The organism is Flavobacterium filum DSM 17961, from assembly GCF_000425465.1.
Classification (GTDB): Bacteria; Bacteroidota; Bacteroidia; order Flavobacteriales; family Flavobacteriaceae; genus Flavobacterium; species Flavobacterium filum.
On the sequence record NZ_KE384381.1, the window covers coordinates 263,801 to 287,146 of the forward strand.

Consider the following 23,346-nt stretch of genomic DNA (forward strand, 5'->3'; position numbering starts at 1 on the left):
GTCTATGAAAAGTTATTATTTGTTTTTTGCTATAATTTTTATTCAACTCATCAATGCTCAAAGTTATCATGATACACAAGGAAAATTAGATATATCAAATACTGGTCAAGCAATTTATACTGTGCCTATAGCTTTACCTCCTAGTATTCAAGACGTTGGGCCAACCATAAATTTAAATTATTCATCCGGTATGATGGGTGGAATAGCTGGAATGGGATGGTCAATTAATTCAATTTCTGTAATAAGCAGAATAGCCACCCGAAAAGACATTGATGGTTTTATTGATGGTGTAGATTTTGATACAAACGATAAACTTGCCCTTGATGGACAAAGGTTAATTTTAACCAGTGGAAATTATTGGGCCGATGGTTCTACTTATGAAACGGAAACAAAATCTAATTCAAAAATTCAATTAATAGGTAGTGGAAGTTCCATCTATTTTATAGTCACTTCTCCTGATGGGTCGAGAGCATGGTATGGAAATTTTGGTGGAATGAACGCAACAGATTTAACATCATTTTATATAATCCGCTTTGAAGATGTAAATGGGAATTATATTACTTATCATTACACAAAACCATTTAACAAAAATTTATGCGTATCTGAAATAAAATTTAGTGCCAATACTACAGACGGGACTGCTCCACAAAATGCTATTAAATTCTTTTATGTTCAAGCGAAAAGAACTGAAAATACATTTATTAACGGTGTAAAACATGAAAAGGTTGAATTGTTAAATCGAATTGAGGTTTACACCTTTACAAATTTGTTTAGAAAATATTTGATAACTCATCAAGCTGACCCACAATTAGGTTATGAAAAGGTTGTTCAAATTCAAGAATTTAATGGGAATAACCAAGCTACAAATCCTATAAACTTCACATACGAATCTATTACTTCTAGTAATTTAAATTCAGAAGAGATGAGGAGTTATGTTAACAATTTAAACTTTAATGACATTGAGTTATCAGGGGATTTTGATGGAGATGGTAGACTAGATTTTACAACAAATAATGGTTTATACAAAAATTTATTTGAAGGAGTTTCAGGACAAACACCAATCTCATTTCCTTCAACTTTGTCTTCTGGTGATAAAAAATTTAGGTTTACAGCAACTACATTATCCAACAATAAGTTAAATCAATTTCAATCCATAGTTAAGGCAGAAGCACTTAGTAACGGTTTAAAATTTAGAGTTTTTAATTTAAATGGTTCATTATTGTCTGAAGCTTATTCGAAAACAATTAATTTAGGAGAACCAACTCTCAATATTAATCCAGGCTATTCGTTCTCAAAATTAATAGAAGGAGATTTTAACGGGGATGGTATCTCTGAAGTACTAATAATATCTCCTCCATCTCAACAACCTCCCCCTGACCCAATGGATCCATGTAATTTTTATGGAACCTGTGAACTGGCAAGTTTGTATACAAATTTTCACATCTTAGATTTGAATCAGAATTCAAGTACAACTTTAGGAGGCCAAGGATTTGTTAAAATAAGAAATAATATCTTATTTGATTTAGATACTGGAAATAATTTTGTTTTTGATTTTAATGGAGATGGCAAATCAGATATTTTATCCATTTACAATATAGAAACATCGTCTCTATATAAGGTTTATAAAATTTATTCTTTTGAACAAACAGATGGTTCTCCTTGGATAACACCTGTTATTATTGGATCTGGAGTCTTAAACGAATATTTAAATGAAAAACAATTACTTTTTGGAGATTACAATGGAGATGGAAAAGTTGATTTAATGATTCCTAATGGAAATGGAAGTAATGCTCAAAGAAACGATGCACTATGGCATATATATTATAGTAATCCAAAACCTAACGGGGGTTCATTTTTTACTAAAGAATCACATAACATAGTAACCTATTGGCCTAACTCTGGAAATTATTATGACACTCAAGTTCATTATAACAATTTTTACACACTAGACACCAATGGTGACGGAAAATCAGATTTAGTAAGAATTTGGAGAAAATATTATAAACCAAACTGGACTATCAACAATCATGATACCCAATGGGAAATTAATACATATATAAATAACATTGGAAACACAACAATTAGCGGAAATAAATTTCAATTAGATTATAATTCTCCATCAAATCATGATAATGACTCTCCTGATTTACCAGTACCAATTGTTTCAACTTATAAATATCAGGGTTTGAATAGAGAAATTATAATGGTAAGAAATCATACTAATCAAGTTACTTACGTTAATTTTAATAAAAATTTTTCAAAAGAAATTCTTTTAAAAAGCATTTCATCATCTGGAGGAAATATTGTTGATGAAATAAAATACAAAAATTTAACTCCAAATATACCAGGTTTAGGTTTATTGAATGAATTTTATTCATCTAATGATAATGTTAATTATCCTCTAGTTGAAATTAAACATATACCGACATCATTTTCAGTTGAAGAAATTAAAAATAGTGCTATGGGTATTACGAAACTACAAAATTTTAGATACCATGGTCTTGTTGTAAATATGAATGGCATTGGTATGGTTGGATTTAGAAAAGTCGCCAGAAGTGCTTGGTACATAAGTCCAAGTTCAAAAACTATATGGTCAGTTGAAGAGTATAACCCAAATTTAAGAGGAGCACTTCAAAAAAGCTATACGCAATTATGTAATAATTTAAATTCATTTGCCTTTGTAAATTCAGGAAATCCTACTGGAATATTAAATTGTACAACTAATAACTACAGTCAATTTTTTACCAGTAACGTATTTAATATTACATTAGATTTACAAATAAATATTGATTTCTTAACTAATATTAAAATTGAAAAATCATTTACTTATTCAATACCTTATCTTCTGCCCGAAACGGTAATTACCAAAAATTATTTGAATCAAAACACACTCCAAGGAACTACCACAACAAACAGTATCTTTGAAAATAACCCAGCTGGTTCAGGAAGTAATTATTATATAGGTAGATTAAAACAAGTAAACACAACCGTTTCTGCTTATAATGACACCTTTTCTACAGAAGAAAAATATACCTACACCGGCAATAAAATAACTAAAAAGGAAAGTAAAGCTAACAATACTGATAATGTTTATTTAACCGAATCGTATGAGTATTTTACAAACGGGAATTTAAAGAAAAAAATATTAAGTGCTCCGGGTGCAATACCTGCAGTTGCAACCAGAACAACCGAATACACTTATGATACTTCTGCACGCTACATCAAAACTGTTAAAGATATCGAAGGTTTAACTACCACCTATAATACTTATCATCCTTTGTATGGTGTAGTTTTAAGTGAAACAAACCCATTTGGACAAACAACTACAAGTATCTATGATAATTGGGGTAAAAGAACAAAAGTCACCGATCATTTAGGAAAAAATATTAATTACAATTACACTAAAAATGGTAACAAATTTATAACCTCTACCCTTGGAGATGATGGAAGTGCAAGTTCAATAGAAATGGATATTATAGGAAGAGTTGTAAAAAAAGGAGAATTAAATATTAATGGAAATTGGAGTTACTCTTCAACTACTTATGATTTCATGAATAGAAAAATTGGTGAAAGTGAACCATACAGTGGTAGTAACAATCCAACTCAATGGTCTAGTTTTTCTTATGATGATTATAGTAGATTAAATCAACAGATTGCATTTACCGGACTTACAACTACCATTTCTTATTCCGGATTAACTGTTACAACAAATGATGGAGTAGCCACAAAAAGCTCCACCAAAAATGCAAATGGTCATACCGTTCAGTCTACAGACTCAGGAGGTACTATCAATTATACCTATTTTGCAAATGGGAATATGAAAACTTCTACTTTTGATGGTATAACTTTATCAATGGAATATGATGGTTGGGGTAGAAAGAAAAAATTAATTGATCCTTCTGCTGGAACCTATATGTACAACTATAATGTATATGGTGAAACAACTAAAGAAACAACACCTAAGGGTTATACAGAATATTTTTATACACCTACGGGACGATTAGATTCTAAATTTGTTCAAGGTGATTTAACCTATCATGAAATTTATTACGGGTACAATGCTTTTAAACAATTAATTATGGTTGATGGAGTTGATTCTTCAGGTTTTCCTTTTACAACTGAGTACTTTTATGATTCAAATTATCGACTTCAAAAAGAAATTGAATCCAATCCGCAATCCTATTTTGAAAAAAGATACGAATACGACGATTTTGGTCGTGTAAATCGTGAGTACAATTTAGCCACGGATAATGCTACCGGAAAATCAAGTGGAAAATGGATAAAGAACACCTATTTAAATGGATATCATTGGCAAATTTTAGACGATGCAACGAATGCCATGCTATGGCAAATTGATGCAGTAAATGAGAGAGGCCAAATTGTTACGGCTCATTACGGAAATTTGGTAGGAAGGGTTTCTAAAACTTTTGATTCGTTTGGTATGCCACAATCAACAAGTTATAGAACAATTAATGGAAGTAATTCTTCTGCTACACCTTTTTTAACCATAACAACCAACTTTAATGCACAAAGAGGATTGTTATTAAGTAGAAGTAATAGCATGTTTAACTGGAATGAAACTTTTCAATATGATAGCTTGGAACGATTAACCCATTTTACAAATGCTCAAGGACAAATCGAACAACAAGATTATGATAATAAAGGTAGAATTACGCAAAATACACTCGGAAATTATAGTTATGAAATTTCTGCCAAACCTTATCAAGCTACAAAAGTAAGTTTGTCGACTTCTGGTGTATCTTATTACTCCGATAAACCATTACAACAAATTACCTATAACGCATTTAAAAGCCCTGTGAGCATTTTTGAACAAGGAAAAGAAAGAATTGATTTTGACTACAACCCATTTTTGTCAAGAACAACCATGTATTATGGTGGTTTGCAAGCGGATAAAAATCTGAGACCAATGCGTAAGCTTTATTCTGCAGACTCAAGTATGGAAATTAAACGGAATATTTATACCAATTCGGTAGATATTGTTATATATATTGGTGGCGATGGTTACACCGCCCCAATTATGTTAAAAAGTGACGGTACTACACAAAATTATTTATATTTACATCGTGATTATTTAGGTAGCATTATGGCAATAAGTAATGCTGCCGGTCAAGTGGTAGAAAAAAGACATTTTGATGCCTGGGGTAATATTGTTTTCTTAAAAGACCAAAACAACAATAACCTTACTACTTTTGCCGTTTTAGATAGGGGTTATACAGGCCATGAACATTTGCAAGGCGTAGGTCTCATTCACATGAATGGTAGGTTGTATGATGCCAAAGTAAGACGATTTTTATCGCCAGATAACTACATTCAAGACCCGAGTAATACACAAAATTTTAACCGATATGGTTACGTTCTTAATAATCCTTTAAAATATACAGACCCAAGTGGTGAAGAGGGAATTACAGTAGGGGCTATTTTAATTGGAGCAGCAGTTGCAGCACTAACTTACACAATTACTGCATTAACTGCTGATGTTCCCTTTACTGTTGGAGGTCTTATTAAGTCTGTAGCAATAGGAGCTTTTAGTTCTGTTATGACTTTTGGAATCGGAGATGCTGCTCTTGCTTTTCAACAATTAGGTTCTAGAATTGTTTTTCAAACTCTAGCACATGGTACTTTTCAAGGTATTATGTCAGGTGTTCAAGGAGGTGATTTTGTGACAGGATTCGCTAGTGGTTCTTTGAGTAGTTTAGCTTCTTCGCTGTGGACTGGTGGCAAGCTAGAAAGTGGAAAAGTGTGGAATGGTTTAGGCGGAAAATTTAGTGAATCCACAACAGGTATTCTAACCTTTGGAACTTTGGCTGGAGGTGCAGGAGCCGCTCTTACTAAAGGTAATTTTTGGCAAGGGGCTGTGACAGGATTGATTGTGAGTGGGTTGAATCATGCGATGCATAAAATAGTACTAAGAAGAACTCTTTTGTCGAGATTTAAAAAAGATACAAATGGTAATTATTTACTAGATCCATTTGGTAAACCTGATTTTTCTGAAGGAGGAATTAAAGAAATAAACTCTTCAGTAGATGGATTAGAAAGAGATTATGAATTAAGTGGTAAACCTAAAGTTGATTTTGAATTAAACAATGGTGATGTTGGAAATACCAATCCAGGAAAAGTTTCATTGGATCCTTCAAAAATTAAAAATAATTATACTTATGCTTCTACATTATTTCATGAGTATAGACATGCTTGGCAATATTTCAGTGGTAAATATGATAAATGGAGTAGTAAATATGGATATAAAGCTGTTTGGGATATTATGGAAAGAGATGCATATTGGTATCAAATCCAAATTGGAGCAGGAGATACATTTGAAGCTAATTTAAGATATGAATTATACAGAAAATTAACTAGTTATGTTAAATTACCCTACTAATTATTAACATTTATTTTTTAAAAAAGTAGTATGAAAGTAATAAAAACACTTATTTTATTTTTTATTTTATCATCTTGCTATAATAAAAAAGCTCTGGAAAAGTATGATAAAAATGGAAATCTTATAGTTTACAATGAGCAGGTTTATGCAGAAATGTGGGTTAAGAACAAAAATTTAAAAGTAACAGTTATTGATACTTTTTGTATTAATCAAAAAGAAAGAGCTATCAAAGACATTAAAAAAGGGAAATTAGTATACTTTGGATTTAATAATTATGAATTTAAAATATTATCGAAAATATTGCGTAAATATGGGATTGTTTCTAAAGAAACTTTAAGAAGAAGTGTTAGGTTGGGTGGATTTGAACCTTATTGCTATGAAAATGAGATGCAGAAAGAGATTGAAAGAAGATTTGGTAAGTTTTTTATAGATTCTATTTCAGAAATAGCAAAAAAAGAGTTTATAAAAGAAAATCCAGATATAGAGTATATTGAGGATGGTGTAGACTTAAGAGAAAAATATAATTTAAAATAATATATTTTCATATCTTTTTTATTAAAAATCAATAGAATAATTTATAAAAAAATGAAAAAAACAATTTTAATTTTAGCCACTATACTTTTAACTTACTCTTGCAGTAAGGATAAAGAGGAATATGACCCAAGAAATGATTTATCCTACATTAATTTTCAAAATGAGCGATACAAAGGAATTTGGTATTTTGATAAAGTAATTAAAGCCGATGGTACTTTAGTTGATTATATTCATTTTTGTCCAAACAATAAAGATTATATTGATTTTCAGTCATTTAGAATAACGGATTTGTATCATTATAATATCGATAATTGTTTAGATTACAACATCCGTATAAGTTGTCAAAACTATAATATACAAGGGTATAAAATATCTATTTGTGATGATTTTGTTAATGGTACGTATAGCTTAACAAATAACAAATTAAAGGTAGAATATGATGAAGTTGAATATTTTGGTTATATCCAAAACAATCTTGAAACAGCAAAAGGACTAATTTTTTCAAGAAATTAATGATTCCAAATGACGTGTGAAAAGTAAATTATGTTTGCTTCTTTTTCTTTTTACATTGGTTTCTTCTGCACAAGGAGAAGCCAATAATTGGTATTTTGGTCAAAATGCTGGTTTGCAATTTTTATCTGATGGTAGTGTTCTGCCATTATCAGACGGATTATTAAATACAGAAGAAGGATGTAGTGCCATTTCAGATGCAAACGGTAATTTATTATTTTACACAGATGGTCGAACCGTATGGGATAGAAACCATACTATAATGCCAAACGGTGATTATTTTGCTGGGACAGGATTATTTGGCGACCCTTCCAGCACGCAATCAGGCATTATAGTTCCAAGACCAAATCACAGTAATCAATATTATATATTTACAGTTGATGAACCTCATCATGAAAACGCTCAAGTATATCCGAATTCTTTTTCAGGCAATTACATTGAACCCGGAAGTGGAAATGTACCCAATTCTGATGACGGTAAAAATAATGGATTAAATTATTCAATGGTTGACATGTCGGTATTTGGTAATAACGGAAGCATTGGTGATATTATAAACAGAAATATTCATCTTATTACTTATGATACTAATTCAAATGGTGAACAAATTAAGTATAAGTGTTCAGAAAAAATTACTGCTGTCAAAAATGAAACCGATAACTCTTATTGGGTTATTACACACTTTGTAAATACATTTTATGCTTTTAAAGTAACCCAAAATGGAGTAGCTTCTGTTCCTGTAACTTCAGTTATTGGTTCAAATCAACAATTAACCGGATACAGAAGAAATGCAATTGGCTATTTAAAAGTTTCTCCAAATGGTCAAAAAATTGCTATTGCTCATCAACAAAACGGCATTCAAATTGGTCAATCTTCTTTTGGTTCAGGGAGTATTGAATTGTTTGATTTTAATGTAAATACTGGTGTGGTTTCAAATTTTTTACCCATTCTTCCCAATGTTCAAGGTTATGGCGTCGAATTTTCTCCTAATTCTGAAAGACTTTATGCAACTTATAGAATAGGTACTTCGCCAACAATGGAATTGGCTCAATTTGATTTAACACAATCTGATCCTGAAAATACAAAACAAATTATTTATGACGGTGTAAATTATTTATTTGCTCTTCAACTAGCTCCAAACAATAAAATTTATTGTGCAACAGGTTATCAAAACTCATTAGGCGTAATTTCAAATCCTGATAACTTGGGCATAGCTTGTAATTATGATCAAGAAGGTCAAGTATTAGCACCTGGCAAAACTGTTCAATTGGGTTTACCTCCGTTTGTTTCCTCTTTTTTTAACGCTTTTATTGAGTTTAACAATAATTGCTATGGTGATACTACAAGTTTTTCTATAAATTCAAACCAAACAGTGGTATCTGTACTTTGGAATTTTGGCGATGGCACTACATCAACTTTACTACAACCCAATCATATTTACGCTAATCCAGGTATTTATGATGTTAGTATTACAATTCAAACACCTTTTGGTTCAGGTTCAAATTCACGTCAAATAACCATTTTTCCCAGACCTCAAATGACTAGTACTTTTGTTTCTCTGAAACAATGTGATGATAACAACGATGGTTTTAGTGCTTTTAATCTAACTGAAGTAAATGAATTAGTTGTGCCATCAACAGCCGGTTTGTCATTTTCCTATCATCTTAATTTGGCTGATGCTCAAAATGATGTTAACCCAATTATCAGTGAAACGGCTTATGTCAACCCAAATGTGAATACTTCGGTGGTTTATGTAAGGGTTGAAAATGCAAATGGGTGTTATCGTATTGCTACATTGAATTTAGTAGTTTCGACCACTTTAATTCCTGCATCTTTTCAACGTGTATTTAGCGTTTGTGATGATGAAAATTCCGGGTCAAATACAGACGGAATTGCCTCATTTAATTTTAATAGTGTTACTGCCGATGTTCAAGCTTTATTTCCGGTTGGACAACAGTTAGTTATACGATATTACAAAGACCTAAATGATGCATTAGCTGAACAAAATCCAATCAGTAATACATCTAATTTTATCAATACAAATTCTCCATTATCACAAAATATTTATATTCGGGTTGATAGTTTACTAGATAATGCATGTTTAGGGTTAGGACACCATATTACATTACAGGTAGAGCCAATTCCAATTATACAATCGTTGGCATTTAAAGAGTGCGATGATAATCAAGATGGTGTTTTTGGTTTCAATACTAGTGGTTTAATGTCAACCATATTGAACGGAATATCAAATGCTTCTTTGAGTTTTTGGGATGCAAACAATATGCCTCTTCCTAGTCCTTTGCCTAATCCTTTTTACACAACAACACAAACTATTAAAGTGAGGGCCACAAACACAACCACTAATGCGTGTTTTTATGAATCAACTCTTTCGTTTACAGTTGATGTTTTACCCGTAATTTATTCCATACCTAGTACTTTAACTACTGTTTGTGATGATGAAATTAACCCGATAGAACAAGATGGATTATTTGCTTTTGATACCTCACAATTTCAAAATATTTTATTGGGTGGTCAAACAGGAATGATTGTTAAATATATTGATAATTCTGGGAATGAATTGCCAAGTTCTTTACCCAATCCATATATAAGTGGCACTCAAAATATTCAGGTAGAAGTAATCAATTCTAGTAATAGCAGTTGTAAATCAACAGCTTTAATTTCATTTATTGTTCATGAAGTACCACAAATTGAATTATTGGGAAATGAATTAATTTGTAGTAATAATACATCATTTACAAAAATATTAACAGCAGGTTTAGTTGATGAACAATTAATTTCAGACTATTTATATCAATGGTCTAAAGAAGATGTTGAAATTATTGGAGCAAATGGCTATGAGTTAGTAGTAAATAGTGAAGGAATATATTCTGTTGAGGTAACTTCAATTGATGGATGTAGTAGAACAAGAACGTACACCGTTACCGCTTCCAATATTGCAACTATTGAAGAAATTGAGGTAGTTGACTTGTCAAGCAACAATACAATTCGTGTTTTTGTTTCTGGAGCAGGAGATTATATGTATAGTTTGGATAATGAATATTATCAAGCTGAAAATATTTTTCATGGAGTTGAACCGGGTTTGTATACTGTTTATGTTAAAGATTTAAACGGTTGCGGTACAGTTAATCAAACAGTAAGCGTGTTAGGCATTCCAAAATTCTTTACTCCAAACGGTGATGGGTTCAACGATGTTTGGAACCTTAAAGGGGTAGATGCAACTAAATATGCCAATTCATCAATTTTTATTTATGATCGCTTTGGTAAATTCCTAAAGCAAATTAGTCCACATGGAAACGGTTGGGATGGGACTTTTAACGGCTCATTAATGCCAACTTCTGACTATTGGTTTGTGATAAACCTTGATGATGGTAGAATAATAAAAGGCCATTTTGCATTAAAAAGGTAAAAAATAACATTACAATTTAGGCATCGATAATTTTCAATAAAGGTATTTAAAAAAATAGTTGTAAATTTTGTTAAAACAAAGTAATACTAAGATAAAAATAAACTTCCATAGACTTCTAGAAATATTTTATTCTAATTATCATTACATTCAACATTCTCTTACTCCAAAAAAAAAATCGGCCTTTGAGATGCGATTGTAGAAAAAAATTTAAGTAAAGCAGTTAGTTCCTCATTGATTTCTACTATCTTTAGTACATAATTTCAAAAAATGTCATCACAAACCCGCCTTACAAGAGCATTTGAAAATGCCAAAAGAATTCCGTTTGACAACAAGTCAAAGTTTATTCTTTTTAGTGATTGTCATCGTGGTGATGCCAGTTTTGCTGATGATTTTGCCAATAATAGAAACATCTATTACCATGCCATGAATCATTATTATGAAGAGGGGTTCAGTTATTGTGAGTTAGGCGATGGTGATGAATTATGGGAGAATTTATTCTTTAAAGAAATTTTTGAAGCCCATAAAAATGTGTATTTACTTTTGAAAAAATTTCATGATGTGGGTAGATTACACATGATTTATGGCAATCACGATATGGTTTATCGGGATAAAAATATGGTAAAGAAAAAATTAAGTACTTTTTTTGATGCAAAAACCGGTAAAGACGAACCTCTTTTTACCGGAATTGAATACCATGAAGCTATTGTTTTAGAAAATACAGAAACTAGTCAGCGACTCTTTTTAACCCACGGTCATCAAGCCGATTTTATGAATTATATCGGTTGGAAAATCAATCGATTTTTAGTTCAAATTTTATGGAAACCGCTTCAAGTTTGGGGAATAAAAGACCCGACGAGTCCGGCAAAAAATTATGTTGAATTAATTAAAATTGAACGCCGAATAAAAAAGTGGATTGCTGATAACAACAATCTCATCACAATAACCGGACACACACATCGACCAAGATTTCCTAATATTGACGATAATTCGATTAATTATTTTAATGACGGAAGTTGCGTACACCCCAGAAGTATTACAGGAATTGAAATTGTGGAAGGAACAATTGCATTGATTAAATGGTTTATTGATACCAAATCAGACGGAACATTACAAATTGTAAAAGAAGTTTTGGAAGGTTCGGTTGAACTAACAGCTTACCAAAAAAAGGAAATATGAAAAATCAGTTCTATTTAGCGTTTTTACTATTTTTATCTTTATTAGGATGTTCCAATACGGATGAAACTCAACCTATAGCAAGAGAATTTAAGTATTTAGCTTTAGGAGACAGTTATACTATTGGTCAAAATGTTTGCCAAACATGCCGTTTCCCTGTACAATTAAAAGATAGCTTGACAAAATATTTGCCTTCTTCAGATAAACTTTTGGTGAAAGTGGTGGCTCAAACTGGTTGGACAACTACTAATTTAAAAAACGCTATTGCGTATGAAAATTTAGATTCTGAATATGATTTGGTTACGTTGCTAATAGGTGTTAACAATCAATATCAAAACAGACCTTTTTCCTTATACGAAAGTGAATTTCCTGAGTTGTTGCAAACCGCAATAACCTTGGCAAAAGGTGATAAAAAACGAGTGATAGTGGTTTCCATTCCTGATTATGCTTTTACACCATTTGGACAATCAAGTTCAAATCCTCAAAACATTTCAAATCAATTGGATAACTATAACGCATTTGCAAAAAGCCATGCTGAATCGTTAGGAATTACCTTTATTAACATTACCGATATAACAAGAGAGGGTCTAAATAATCCGAACTTGGTTGCTTCGGATAATTTACACCCATCTCAGTTGGCTTACCGTAAATTTGTTGAAAGAATGTTGCCTATTGCACTTGAAAAATTTAATGTAGATTAACTATTGCTCAGGAGCAATCTCAATTTCCAATCCATCTATTTCCGGGGTTATTGGAATTTGACAACCTAGACGGGAATTTTCTTTGACGTGATACGCTTCCCAAAGCATGGCTTCTTCATCAGGATTTCGTTCAAGCGAAATAACGTCATTCAACACATAACATTGACAAGAAGCACACATGGCCATACCGCCACACACACCAATGGTCCCTTCTTCGGCTAACTCATATGCTCGAATGAGTTCCATGATGTTCATGTTCATGTCGGTTGGAGCTTGTACTTCGTGTTTTACTCCGTTTCGGTCGGTGATTTTAATGGTGATGTCTTGTTGCATTATTCTTTTTTCTTCTTTAACGCTTCTATATCAGCTAAATCTTTGTATCGCCCAGATGCTATTTTATTTTTAATTAAATCGTCAAAATCTATATAAGGCACCTTGCTTTTCTCTAACACTAACCAATTACAATTTTTCTTGCTTTCTTCAAAAACCAAACCATCAACATGCGTAAGAATTTCAATTTTTCTTGGCTCATTTCCCATACTCCAAACGTCAAATTTATCGCTCTCAAATTCTTCTTTTGAAAAAATAGGGGCACCAAAATCAAGGTATGCTTTTTTTAAATTGTTATAATTTTTTGACGTTTTATTGATCCATAAATCTAAGTCCCCGGTACTTCTTACATAGCCATGCAAAATAACTGCATAACCTCCAACCAATAGAAAATCAACATCATGCTTGTCAAGAAGTTCTAAAAAATCTAAAAAGTCAACATTAAATAGATTTGTCGGCATGTTTTCGAGTGGAAATAATCGTTCTGTCAACTTTTTGTAGTGGATCAGAATTAAAAATAGAATTAATTATATCACATGCATAATTTAATCTTTCTATTGGTGATTTATCTTTAAAAAATGTAACATGGTCATCTGCTTCTTCAAAAGAAAATTTAGTTGCAACACTTCTATCCATTTTTATAGCATCGTTCATAATACAAAGATAAAAATTTATTCTATCGATTTTACAACTGCTTTTTCGGCTTCTTTTCGGGTGCCATCAAAACCATCTACACCGGAAACAGTAGTGTATTTTAAAACGTATTTTTTACCGGGATTCAATCGATTATACACACTTTGACACATTAACGTCGCTTCGTGGAATCCACATAAAATGAGTTTTAATTTTCCGGGATAAATATTTACATCGCCAATGGCATAAATTCCTTCGATATTGGTTTGATAATCTAACGCGTTATTTACTTTGATGGCATTCTTCTCGATTTCCAATCCCCAGTTAGCAATGGCTCCCAATTTTGGAGTAAGTCCAAAAAGCGGGATAAAATAATCGGTTTCTAACGTTTGTTGGATGCCTTCGTTTTCTAAAACAATACTTTCAACATGTTCTTTTCCATTAATTGCTACTACTTCAGCCGGCGTAATTAAATTAATTTTACCTAATTTTTTTAGCTCTTGCACTTTTTCAACAGAATCTAACGCTCCTCTAAATTCATTTCTGCGGTGCAATAAAGTAACCGATTTAGCCACATTCGATAGAAAAATACTCCAATCCAATGCAGAATCTCCTCCGCCGGCAATGACAATGTTTTTATCTCGGAACAATTCCGGGTCTTTTACAAAATACTCCAATCCTTTTTCTTCATAAAAAGAAATATTTTCAATAGCAGGTTTTCTTGGTTCAAACGTTCCTAATCCACCGGCAATGGCCACTGCTTTTGCATGGTGTTTTGTGCCTTTATTGGTTGTTACAATAAAAGAACCGTCTTCTAATTTTTCAATCGTTTCAGCTGTTTCAGCCAATGTGAATCCCGGTTGAAATTGTTTAATTTGCTCCATTAAATTATTAACCAAATCTCCGGCTAATACTTCAGGATAACCCGGAATATCGAAAATTGGTTTTTTCGGATACAATTCAGCCAATTGACCTCCAGGTTGCGGAAGTGCATCAATCAGGTGGCATTTTAATTGCAATAATCCGGCTTCAAAAACAGCGAAAAGTCCGGTTGGGCCGGCTCCAATGATGAGTATATCGGTTTGTATCATTCTTTTTAAGGTGCTGAGGTACTAAGGCTCTGAGGTACTAAGGCTCAGAGGTACTGAGTAACTGCGTTTTTAATTTTTACTTTGCGAAAATAGTAGTTCTTTTTTCTTTGGAATATGATTTTTATCAGTTAGCACGATTTGCGTGAGGGATAGTAGCGGAAAGCCCACAGCCACAATGTAGCTTGCGGAATTGTGGCGAGGACTTGCAGCGGATAGCCCGACCCTTGTGGTCACGCCCAAAAAAAATTTAAGCTACGTTTTCAACGGTTTCAATTTGAGGAACGTATTTTTTGATGGTCGTTTCTACACCGGCTTTCAATGTCATTTGGTTCACACTACACGCTACACAAGCCCCCTCGAGACGTACTTTTACGTGTTTGTCTTCAATGATATCAACCAATGAAATGTTTCCACCGTCTGATTCGAGAAAAGGTCGAATTTCATTCAACGCATTTTCTATTCCGATTTTGATTTCTTCTTTTGTCATTATTTTTTCCCTTTTACAGCTGAACACCCAGCCATGGTGGTTATTTTAATTGCTTCGGTTGGTGGTAAAGTTTCGTTTCGTTCGACTACTTCTTGTACAACGTTTCGGGCAATTTCTTCGAAAGCCGTTTCTAACGGAGTAGCTGTTTGTAATGCCGCAGGACGACCGTAATCTCCCGCTTCACGAATGCTTTGCACGAGCGGAATTTCACCTAAAACCGGTACTTGTAAATCTTCAGCTAAGTTTTTAGCACCTTCTTTTCCAAAGATATAATATTTATTATTGGGTAATTCTTCCGGAGTGAAATACGCCATATTTTCGATAATTCCTAAAACGGGTACGCTAATGGCATCTGACTTGAACATGGAAACTCCCTTTTTAGCATCGGCCAACGCTACAGCTTGTGGCGTGCTCACGACAACAGCTCCGGTAATAGGGAGCGATTGCATGATAGAAAGGTGAATATCTCCAGTTCCGGGTGGTAAATCGATTAATAAAAAGTCGAGTTGACCCCAATCGGCATCAAAAATCATTTGGTTTAAAGCTTTGGCAGCCATAGGACCACGCCAAATAACGGCTTGGTCGGGTTTAGTGAAAAATCCGATGGAAAGAATTTTTACTTCGTAACTTTCTACCGGTTTCATTTTTGATTTTCCGTCCACCTCAACCGAGATGGGTTTTGCATGTTCTACATCAAACATGATGGGCATAGAAGGTCCGTAAATATCTGCATCAAGCACCCCAACATTGAATCCCATTTTGGCTAACGTTACGGCTAAATTGGCGGTTACAGTAGATTTTCCAACACCTCCTTTTCCGGATGCCACTGCAACGATATTGCTGATTCCGGGAATGGGTTTTCCTTTGATTAAGTTAGGATTTTCCGGTTTTTCTGGAGCTTCTACTTTGATGTTTACTTTTACTTTTGCTTTTTCATACACCAAATCGTGAATGGTTTTGATGATATCAACCTCTGCTCTTTTTTTGATGTGTAAGGCAGGTGTTGACAAAAGTAAATCTACCACTACTTCATCGCCAAAAGTGAGTACGTTTTGTACGGCTCCACTTTCCACCATATTTTTTCCTTCACCAGCTACAGAAATGGTTTCTAAAGCTTTAAGTATTTCTTTTCTATCGAGTTTCATAAATTATTTTATCTCTAAAAGTGAGCTATTTTATTTTATAAAAATTCCGTTTTTATTTAAACTGAATTTAGATTGCAAAGATAATACGAAAAACAGAGAAACAGTAGTTAAAGAATTGAAAATGTTTATGGAGGGATATGGGAATGGTTATGGGTGAAAGGTAATTGGATAAAGGTAATTGGTGAATGGTAAAAAAAGATTATTATTAAATTTATAAATTTTTAAAAAATTGGTGAATAATTACAAATTAACCTCCGGCTCCCAAAAAACCTTTTCAAAATTTACAATCTGATTATCAACCACTTCAATTCCTTCGCTCTCTAACAATTGTTGCATTAAATTTGTTCCTTGAAAGTGATGTTTTCCGGAAAGAATTCCTTTTCTGTTCACAACTCGATGTGCCGGAACGTCATCTCTGTTATGCGAAGCATTCATCGCCCAACCTACCATTCGGGCAGAACGAGCGGTTCCTAACGCTTTGGCAATGGCACCGTAAGAAGTTACTCTTCCGTAGGGAATTTGTTTGGCGATGGCATACACTCTTTCAAAGAAATTCTCTTCCATCTCAAAAAAATTATCGTGAAAAAATTTTAAATAAAGTAATCAGAGCCACAACTCCGGTTATTGAACCAATAATATAATTGATGTTACTGGATAGAAAAGTATCTTTTTTTTCTTTCGACTTAAAAAAAGAAATATAGCCAAAAAAAACTAAAAAAGCGGCAATGGCTGTGGCTATGGAAAAAGTGTAAATAAAAAAGGTATCAAATTCAAAATACCCATATGAGCCTAATGTTATACTGATAAAAACATAATACGGAACCGGAAATAAATTGAGCGAAGACAACAACATTCCTAAAAAGAAACGACTGGACTTGCTCCGCATTTTAATTTCTTCTTTCTTCTTTTTAGCATTCGGTTTTTTTGCTATCCAAAAGAAATAGATTGTAAGTACTGTGAAAATCACTAAACCTATTTCCTGTAAAACCATACTTACATCAGCTCTTCGGTCAATAAACCTAGCAAATAAAACCGCTAATAACGTTTGAAAAAAAACAATTATCGAAGCTCCAAACGCAAACCATAAGGCACGGTTTCTTCCGTCACGCATACTCACTTTGGTGGCAGTCATATTGAGCAATCCGGGTGGAGTTGTTCCGATGGCTGCGGCTGAAAGGCCGAGAAGGATGGGAAGAGTGAAGTTCATTTTTATGGTAATGGGTAAAAGGTAATGGGTAATTGGTTGTTTATTTTATCTTAAATTGGATATAGGTAATCGCTTTTTTAATTTCTAAATATTGTTTTTCGTAAAATGTTTGAATAGCTGTCACAACTTCCGGTGAGCCTTCATTTCTATACACATTATGGTTGGCATAAATCACTTCGTGACCTTCTCCGTGCAACAATCCGAGTGTGTAACCGTGCATAAATTCGCTATCTGTTTTCAAGTGAATGATTCCGTCTTTTTTGAGCACTTTTTTATAGCGTTGCAAAAACTCGGTATTCGTCATTCTATGTTTTGTTCGTTTGTATTTGATTTGCGGATCCGGGAAAGTTATCCAAATTTCATCCACTTCATTTTCGGCAAAACAATATTCGATTAATTCAATTTGTGTGCGAAGGAAGCCTACATTGTTCAATCCGGTTTCAACAGCAGTTTTTGCTCCACGCCAAAATCGAGCTCCTTTGATGTCGATTCCGATAAAATTTTTGTTTGGATAACGTTCAGCTAATCCAACAGAATATTCGCCTTTTCCGCAACCTAATTCTAAAACAATCGGATTATCGTTTTTAAAAAAATCTTTATTCCAATTTCCTTTCCATTTAAAATCGCCTGAAACTACTTCTTCACGGGTTGGTTCTATTACATTTTGAAAGGTTTCATTTTCTTTAAAACGCTTTAATTTATTCTTACTTCCCACTTAATTTAATTTTTTGGTAAAATTAGGGAAATATACCCAATCAAAAATAATACTACTTTTACATTTATTAAATGAGTTATTAAGACTTGGAAACTGTAAAACCAAAAATTCTCGTTGCTCCACTCAATTGGGGTTTAGGTCATGCTACGCGATGCATTCCTATTATCGAAGCTTTGATTGAAAACAACTTTGAACCTGTTATAGCTTCTGACGGAATTGCCCTTCACATTTTACAGAAAGAATTTCCTGAATTAATTTTTTTAGAATTACCTTCTTATCAAATTGAATATGCTAAAAATGGTGCGTTTTTTAAATGGAAATTGATAAAAAACAGTCCAAAAATGATGGAAGCCATTTATTTGGAAAGAAAACTGACAAAAAAATGGGTCAAAGAATATGGTTTAATCGGCATCATTTCTGATAATCGATTAGGCATTTATTCTAAAAAAGTGCCTTCTGTTTTTATCACCCATCAATTGAATGTGCTAACCGGAAACACGAGTTGGATTACCAGCAAACTGCATCAATATATCATAAAAAAATATGACGAATGTTGGGTTCCGGACGTTGCCGAAATTCCAAATCTTACCGGAAAATTAGGTCATTTGAAAAATCCGCATTTCAAAATCAATTATATTGGTCCGCTAAGCCGATTAAATAGAAAAGAATTGCCTAAAAAATATGATTTAATGGTCATTCTTTCCGGTCCAGAACCACAACGATCGATGTTGGAAACACACTTGAAAGAAGAAATAAAAAAATATGTTGGTGATGTTGTTTTCGTTCGTGGTGTGATTGAACCCGAACAAAAATCGGAACAAATTGACCATGTTACGTTTTATAATTTTATGACTTCAGTTGAATTAGAACAAACGTTTAACGAAAGTGAATTAGTGCTTTGTCGTTCAGGTTATACCACGGTTATGGATTTGGCAAAATTGGGTAAAAAAGCATTTTTTATTCCCACTCCGGGACAATTTGAACAAGAATATTTAGCTAAGAAATATAAAAAAGACGGATTGATTCCTTATGCCAAACAAGAAAAATTTGTCATTGAAAATTTGTATGAAGTGGATTTATACAAAGGATTAAATCAATTTAAAACTGCTTTAAATTGGAAACAATTATTTTTACTTTTTGATAAAAAAACTAAATAATCAATTGTTTAATATTAATACCATCTGGCAATCTTCCCACATTTTGCAATTTAATCCCAGCTAATTTTTGAGCAATTGTAATACTTTCAACTAAAGATCTTTGATGAAGTTGAGCGTAAAGAAAACCCGTCCAAAAGGCATCGCCGGCTCCGGTGGCGTCTTTAATTTCTTTGACCGGCAAAGCATCTTGAAAAATAAGTCCTTTATCCTTATCCGATAAAACGACTCCTTTTTTCCCTTTGGTTAAACAAATGGTTTGAGCTCCCATAGCATGAAAAAAATCAAAAATATAGTCTTCCGATTTCATTGCGGCAAACAATCGGTAACAATCGTCTTCACTGATTTTCACTAATGGATCTGTGGCTAAATAACGTTTGATAATATCAATAGCTTCCGGTCGGTTGGGCCAAATTCGTTCAGAAAAATTCAAATCAATGCTCAGTTTTAAACCTAATTCTTTTGCACGTTCAGCACGTTCTAAAATGGTTTCCCTGGCCGGATTTCTGCTCAAAGCAAAGCATGTGGTATGAAAAATTTTAGCCGATAAAAGCAACTCATCCGTAATTTGGGAAGGATAAATTTCGCAATCTGCTTCTCTGTAAGGAATAAAATCGGGTGTCTCAGTAGATTTTGAAACAAAAATGACAGAAGTTGGTTTTTCTTCCGATTTGAAAACACAATCTGTTTGAACTCCGTTTGCTTTCAATTTTCTGATGATATAATCGCCTAAACCGTCTTGACCGCAAGTAGCCACAAGCACCGCATTCAATCCTAAACGCGAGGCATTTACCGCCACATTGGTGGGTGAGCCTCCCAAAAAACGGTGGTAATCTTTGGTTCGGTTTATGGAAGTATTTATTTCATGACCAATAAAATCAATTAAAACTTCTCCCACTGAAAGTATGTCAATCTTTTTTTCCACTTTAAAATATTAATTTGAAATTTTCTTCCATTGTTTTTTCTACCAAAATAGTTGCGGCAGCACTCCAAGCACAAAAACGAACGCCATTGGGCTCTCCTGTTTTGGAATTAAAATTTTCATAAAACCCAAAATCTGACACTGTATTTGCTTGGTTTAACGCATTCAAAATATTTTCACATTCTTGTTTTAGTCCCAAATGGTGTAAGGCTAACCCATAAAAACCATTCACCATAGGCCAGCTCCCGCCATTATGAAATTCATACGGTTGATTTCTAAATTCATATTTGCAGTTACTTTTTAAAATATTCCATTCCCAATCGGTATGTTGTATGGGTGGCCAAAAGGCAGGAACCAATTGCAAGGGTAAGTTTTCTTTGATTTTTTCACCATAAGTCATCGCTGTTCTTTTAAAATCGGTATCACCAATAGATAATAAAACAGCCAATGCATGTGCAAAAGCATCAAAATACATTTTGTATCCGGCAGGTGAAAAAGAACAAGGCATGAACTCCTTTATTTGTGCTTCTTGATACGCTTTTGGATGTACTTTTTCACTTTTTGAATTAGGTAAAAAATTATGTTCTATTTTTTCTGTAATTGCCTTTATTTTGAGTGTTATTTCTTCACTTTGAACAAAGTGATTGTAGCTTTTCAAAGCCCAAATACGCAATAACTGATCGTATAAAACATAGCCTTCTGTAATGTATTCATCGGCCCAATTTCCTGAAATGGGAACATACATCAAATGATTGTTATTGAATTCCCAACACTCTAAAAGATGAATGGCTTTTTCAATTTGTTTGGAATATAATTTGATTATTTCACTTTCTTTTTTGTAATGTGCCAATTGGCAAACGCCAATAATAAACCACGTAACCGCATCTACTCTCCCGGCTAGTCCGCCATAACTCACCTCAGCTCCTTTTTCGGAAAAATAAACATTGGATGGAATCGTTCCGTTTTCATGTTGATACGTGGCTAATGTTTGAAGCGTTTTTTGAAATGTAGCGATTAATTTTGCATCGTTAGAAGCCAAAGCCGCTAATCCGCAAATGACGCCGTCGCGAGCCCAAACGCGTTTGTAATTGGACACATCATTCGCAGAAGCTTCAAAACCCTGAGGAGAGGAAACTTTGTATAATAATTCTATTGCTTTATGATATACAGATGAACTCATGAAACCAATTCGTTTTTATTTTTCACTTTAATTAAAAGCGTTAATACGCCGCCAATAATCAAAAATATTCCTGCTAAACGAATCACATTCACCGGATTTTGACCCAACCAATCATAAACAAAAAACTGCATGGAGACAACTTGAAAAGCCATTGGAATAACAATAAACATGTTAAAAATTCCCATATAAACACCTGTTTTCTCTTTTGGGATAGAGCCGGCTAAAAGTTGATATGGCATAGCCAACATAGAAGCCCAAGCAATACCCAGACCAACAGGATAAAGAAATAATGTGGTGATTGCGATTGATTCTCCAAACGGGTTATACAAATGAAAAAGTAAAGTAGTATCATTCAAATAGGGAATTGAAAAAACACCTATGCCACCTAAAATTAAAGCAAAAAAATGAACGCCTTTTGCACCGATTTTTAAGGCTAATGGCACTAATGCAAAAGCTACAACAAAACAAATGATGTTATATGTTCCGTTTAAACTTCCGGTTAACAATTGAGCTTTAGAAAAACCTTCACTAGCTTGGTCTGTTGTATTGTATAAGGATATCGATAACGTAGAAGTGATATATTGCCAATAACAAAACATGGCATACCAGGTAAAAAATTTTACCGGAATTAACTGTTTCATCGTCAACGGCATATTAATGAACGCTTCTTTTATCTCAGTAAATGTTCGTTGAACCACCGGTGTTTTTTTCTTTTCTAATAGCTCGTTTAGTTCTTCAGATGTTGGCGGAATTTCTTTTGTTGTAATTACGGATATTAAAATCGTGACTACCGAAGCAAAAGCTCCAATAAAAAAGGCCCAGTAGGTATAGGTTGGAATACCATTTTCAAATTTATCGGTAATGGCCAAAATTCCTAATGAAACCAATATAGCCGGAGTAAAATTAGCCAAAGTAATTCCTAAACCTGTGAAGAAACTCTGCATTAAAAACCCTATAGAATGTTGTTCTTTGGGTAATCTATCTGCTACAAAAGCCCGATAGGGTTCCATAGCAATATTATTGGCCGCATCTAAAATCCATAATAAACTGGCGGCCATAAAAATGGAAGTTGAAAAAGGCATTACTACAAGTGCTAAACTGGCAATTAAAGCCCCAATCAAAAAGAAAGGTTTTCTTCTACCGAATTTAGGTGACCAGGTTCCATCACTAATAGCACCAATAATGGGTTGAACAAGAAGTCCGGTAACGGGTCCTGCCAACCAAAGCATGGGTAAACTCGCTTCATCGGCACCTAAAAATTTATAGATAGCACTCATGTTACTTTGTTGCAACCCAAAACTGAATTGAATGCCGAAAAAACCGAAATTCATGTTCCAGATTTGCCAAAAGTTCATTTTACCTTTTTGTATCATGCTTTTATTTTTATTCTATTAATTTTTTTAAAAAAGAACTAAAATCGATTTCGTTCGTAAAAACCAATCCGTTTTTATCTACCACAGGTAAATTTAAGTTTGAAGTGCTAATATTATTTTGCCGAAGTTTTATGAGCATTTCTTTTAAAGCCTTTTCATCTTTATCAATATCGAAATAAATAAACTTCAACTGATGTTGTTCTGCAAATTTTTTGGTGTCAATACAATAATGACAAGTGTCACTTCCATAAATCAAAATCGTTGATTGATTATTCTTAACGTCTTTATCTTGGGGAGACCCAATTTGAGTTGAAAATAAAATAACAAATAATAAAAAAATGCGAATCATAATACTAAATCTCTTCAATGT

20 protein-coding genes are annotated in these 23,346 nt (G+C 33.3%); 7 read left to right on the top strand and 13 right to left on the bottom strand.

What is annotated here, in order from left to right:
* Window positions 1-4 precede the first annotated feature (4 nt).
* The 6 genes from H601_RS0114190 (at window position 5) to H601_RS0114215 (ending at window position 12,739) form a co-directional block, all read left to right on the top strand.
* Window positions 5-6,397: an RHS repeat-associated core domain-containing protein gene (locus H601_RS0114190; RefSeq protein ID WP_026712106.1), complete on the top strand. Its 6,393-nt coding sequence runs from the start codon at window positions 5-7 to the stop codon at window positions 6,395-6,397.
* 30 nt (window positions 6,398-6,427) lie between these two features.
* Window positions 6,428-6,931, top strand: coding sequence for a hypothetical protein (locus H601_RS0114195; RefSeq protein WP_026712107.1), 504 nt, complete (start codon window positions 6,428-6,430; stop codon window positions 6,929-6,931).
* A gap of 51 nt (window positions 6,932-6,982) precedes the next feature.
* Window positions 6,983-7,444 carry a hypothetical protein gene (locus tag H601_RS0114200; RefSeq protein ID WP_026712108.1) on the top strand — a complete coding sequence of 154 codons (462 nt, stop codon included), beginning with the start codon at window positions 6,983-6,985 and terminating at the stop codon, window positions 7,442-7,444.
* Window positions 7,445-7,478: 34 nt separating this feature from the next.
* The gene (locus H601_RS16245) at window positions 7,479-10,865 is read left to right on the top strand and encodes a T9SS type B sorting domain-containing protein (protein ID WP_211223565.1); all 3,387 of its coding nucleotides are present in this window, start codon (window positions 7,479-7,481) and stop codon (window positions 10,863-10,865) included.
* Window positions 10,866-11,132: 267 nt separating this feature from the next.
* Complete coding sequence (locus H601_RS0114210; protein ID WP_026712109.1) at window positions 11,133-12,041, top strand: metallophosphoesterase; 909 nt, start codon at window positions 11,133-11,135, stop codon at window positions 12,039-12,041.
* Window positions 12,038-12,739, top strand: coding sequence for an SGNH/GDSL hydrolase family protein (locus H601_RS0114215; protein WP_026712110.1), 702 nt, complete (start codon window positions 12,038-12,040; stop codon window positions 12,737-12,739). Before H601_RS0114210 ends, H601_RS0114215 begins: the two co-directional genes overlap by 4 nt.
* Here the strand turns inward: H601_RS0114215 and H601_RS0114220 are convergent, their stop codons facing one another.
* From H601_RS0114220 to trmB, 9 genes are all read right to left on the bottom strand, one after another.
* Window positions 12,740-13,072: a 2Fe-2S iron-sulfur cluster-binding family protein gene (locus tag H601_RS0114220; protein ID WP_026712111.1), complete on the bottom strand. Its 333-nt coding sequence runs from the start codon at window positions 13,070-13,072 to the stop codon at window positions 12,740-12,742.
* Complete coding sequence (locus H601_RS0114225) at window positions 13,072-13,530, bottom strand: DUF6036 family nucleotidyltransferase (protein ID WP_026712112.1); 459 nt, start codon at window positions 13,528-13,530, stop codon at window positions 13,072-13,074. The genes H601_RS0114220 and H601_RS0114225 overlap by 1 nt, the downstream gene beginning before the upstream one ends.
* On the bottom strand, window positions 13,511-13,705 hold the full coding sequence (locus H601_RS0114230; RefSeq protein ID WP_156900421.1) for a hypothetical protein: 195 nt from the start codon (window positions 13,703-13,705) through the stop codon (window positions 13,511-13,513). The genes H601_RS0114225 and H601_RS0114230 overlap by 20 nt, the downstream gene beginning before the upstream one ends.
* A 35-nt stretch (window positions 13,706-13,740) precedes the next feature.
* The gene (locus H601_RS0114235; RefSeq protein WP_026712114.1) at window positions 13,741-14,793 is read right to left on the bottom strand and encodes an NAD(P)/FAD-dependent oxidoreductase; all 1,053 of its coding nucleotides are present in this window, start codon (window positions 14,791-14,793) and stop codon (window positions 13,741-13,743) included.
* 247 nt (window positions 14,794-15,040) lie between these two features.
* The gene (locus H601_RS0114240) at window positions 15,041-15,280 is read right to left on the bottom strand and encodes a NifU family protein (protein ID WP_026712115.1); all 240 of its coding nucleotides are present in this window, start codon (window positions 15,278-15,280) and stop codon (window positions 15,041-15,043) included.
* Window positions 15,280-16,425: an Mrp/NBP35 family ATP-binding protein gene (locus tag H601_RS0114245; RefSeq protein WP_026712116.1), complete on the bottom strand. Its 1,146-nt coding sequence runs from the start codon at window positions 16,423-16,425 to the stop codon at window positions 15,280-15,282. Before H601_RS0114245 ends, H601_RS0114240 begins: the two co-directional genes overlap by 1 nt.
* A 240-nt stretch (window positions 16,426-16,665) precedes the next feature.
* On the bottom strand, window positions 16,666-16,989 hold the full coding sequence (locus tag H601_RS0114255; protein WP_026712118.1) for an MGMT family protein: 324 nt from the start codon (window positions 16,987-16,989) through the stop codon (window positions 16,666-16,668).
* A gap of 10 nt (window positions 16,990-16,999) precedes the next feature.
* Window positions 17,000-17,632: a LysE family transporter gene (locus H601_RS0114260; protein WP_026712119.1), complete on the bottom strand. Its 633-nt coding sequence runs from the start codon at window positions 17,630-17,632 to the stop codon at window positions 17,000-17,002.
* Window positions 17,633-17,672: 40 nt separating this feature from the next.
* Window positions 17,673-18,347 carry a tRNA (guanosine(46)-N7)-methyltransferase TrmB gene (gene trmB / locus H601_RS0114265; RefSeq protein ID WP_026712120.1) on the bottom strand — a complete coding sequence of 225 codons (675 nt, stop codon included), beginning with the start codon at window positions 18,345-18,347 and terminating at the stop codon, window positions 17,673-17,675.
* An 86-nt stretch (window positions 18,348-18,433) separates the two neighbouring features.
* On the opposite strand from trmB, the gene H601_RS0114270 reads away from it, so the two are divergent.
* A complete protein-coding gene (locus H601_RS0114270) occupies window positions 18,434-19,504 on the top strand; it encodes a glycosyltransferase (RefSeq protein ID WP_026712121.1) in 1,071 nt (356 codons plus the stop codon).
* Here the strand turns inward: H601_RS0114270 and H601_RS0114275 are convergent.
* The 4 genes from H601_RS0114275 to H601_RS15885 are packed head-to-tail and all read right to left on the bottom strand — an operon-like array spanning window position 19,497 to window position 23,325.
* On the bottom strand, window positions 19,497-20,426 hold the full coding sequence (locus tag H601_RS0114275) for a carbohydrate kinase family protein (protein WP_026712122.1): 930 nt from the start codon (window positions 20,424-20,426) through the stop codon (window positions 19,497-19,499). The two genes, H601_RS0114270 and H601_RS0114275, sit on opposite strands and share 8 nt — an antisense overlap.
* Window position 20,427: 1 nt before the next feature.
* Window positions 20,428-21,603: a glycoside hydrolase 100 family protein gene (locus H601_RS0114280; RefSeq protein WP_026712123.1), complete on the bottom strand. Its 1,176-nt coding sequence runs from the start codon at window positions 21,601-21,603 to the stop codon at window positions 20,428-20,430.
* The gene (locus H601_RS0114285) at window positions 21,600-22,976 is read right to left on the bottom strand and encodes an MFS transporter (protein ID WP_035656084.1); all 1,377 of its coding nucleotides are present in this window, start codon (window positions 22,974-22,976) and stop codon (window positions 21,600-21,602) included. Before H601_RS0114285 ends, H601_RS0114280 begins: the two co-directional genes overlap by 4 nt.
* A gap of 10 nt (window positions 22,977-22,986) precedes the next feature.
* Window positions 22,987-23,325, bottom strand: a complete 339-nt coding sequence (locus tag H601_RS15885; RefSeq protein WP_035656085.1) for a glutaredoxin family protein — start codon at window positions 23,323-23,325, stop codon at window positions 22,987-22,989.
* Window positions 23,326-23,346 lie beyond the last annotated feature (21 nt).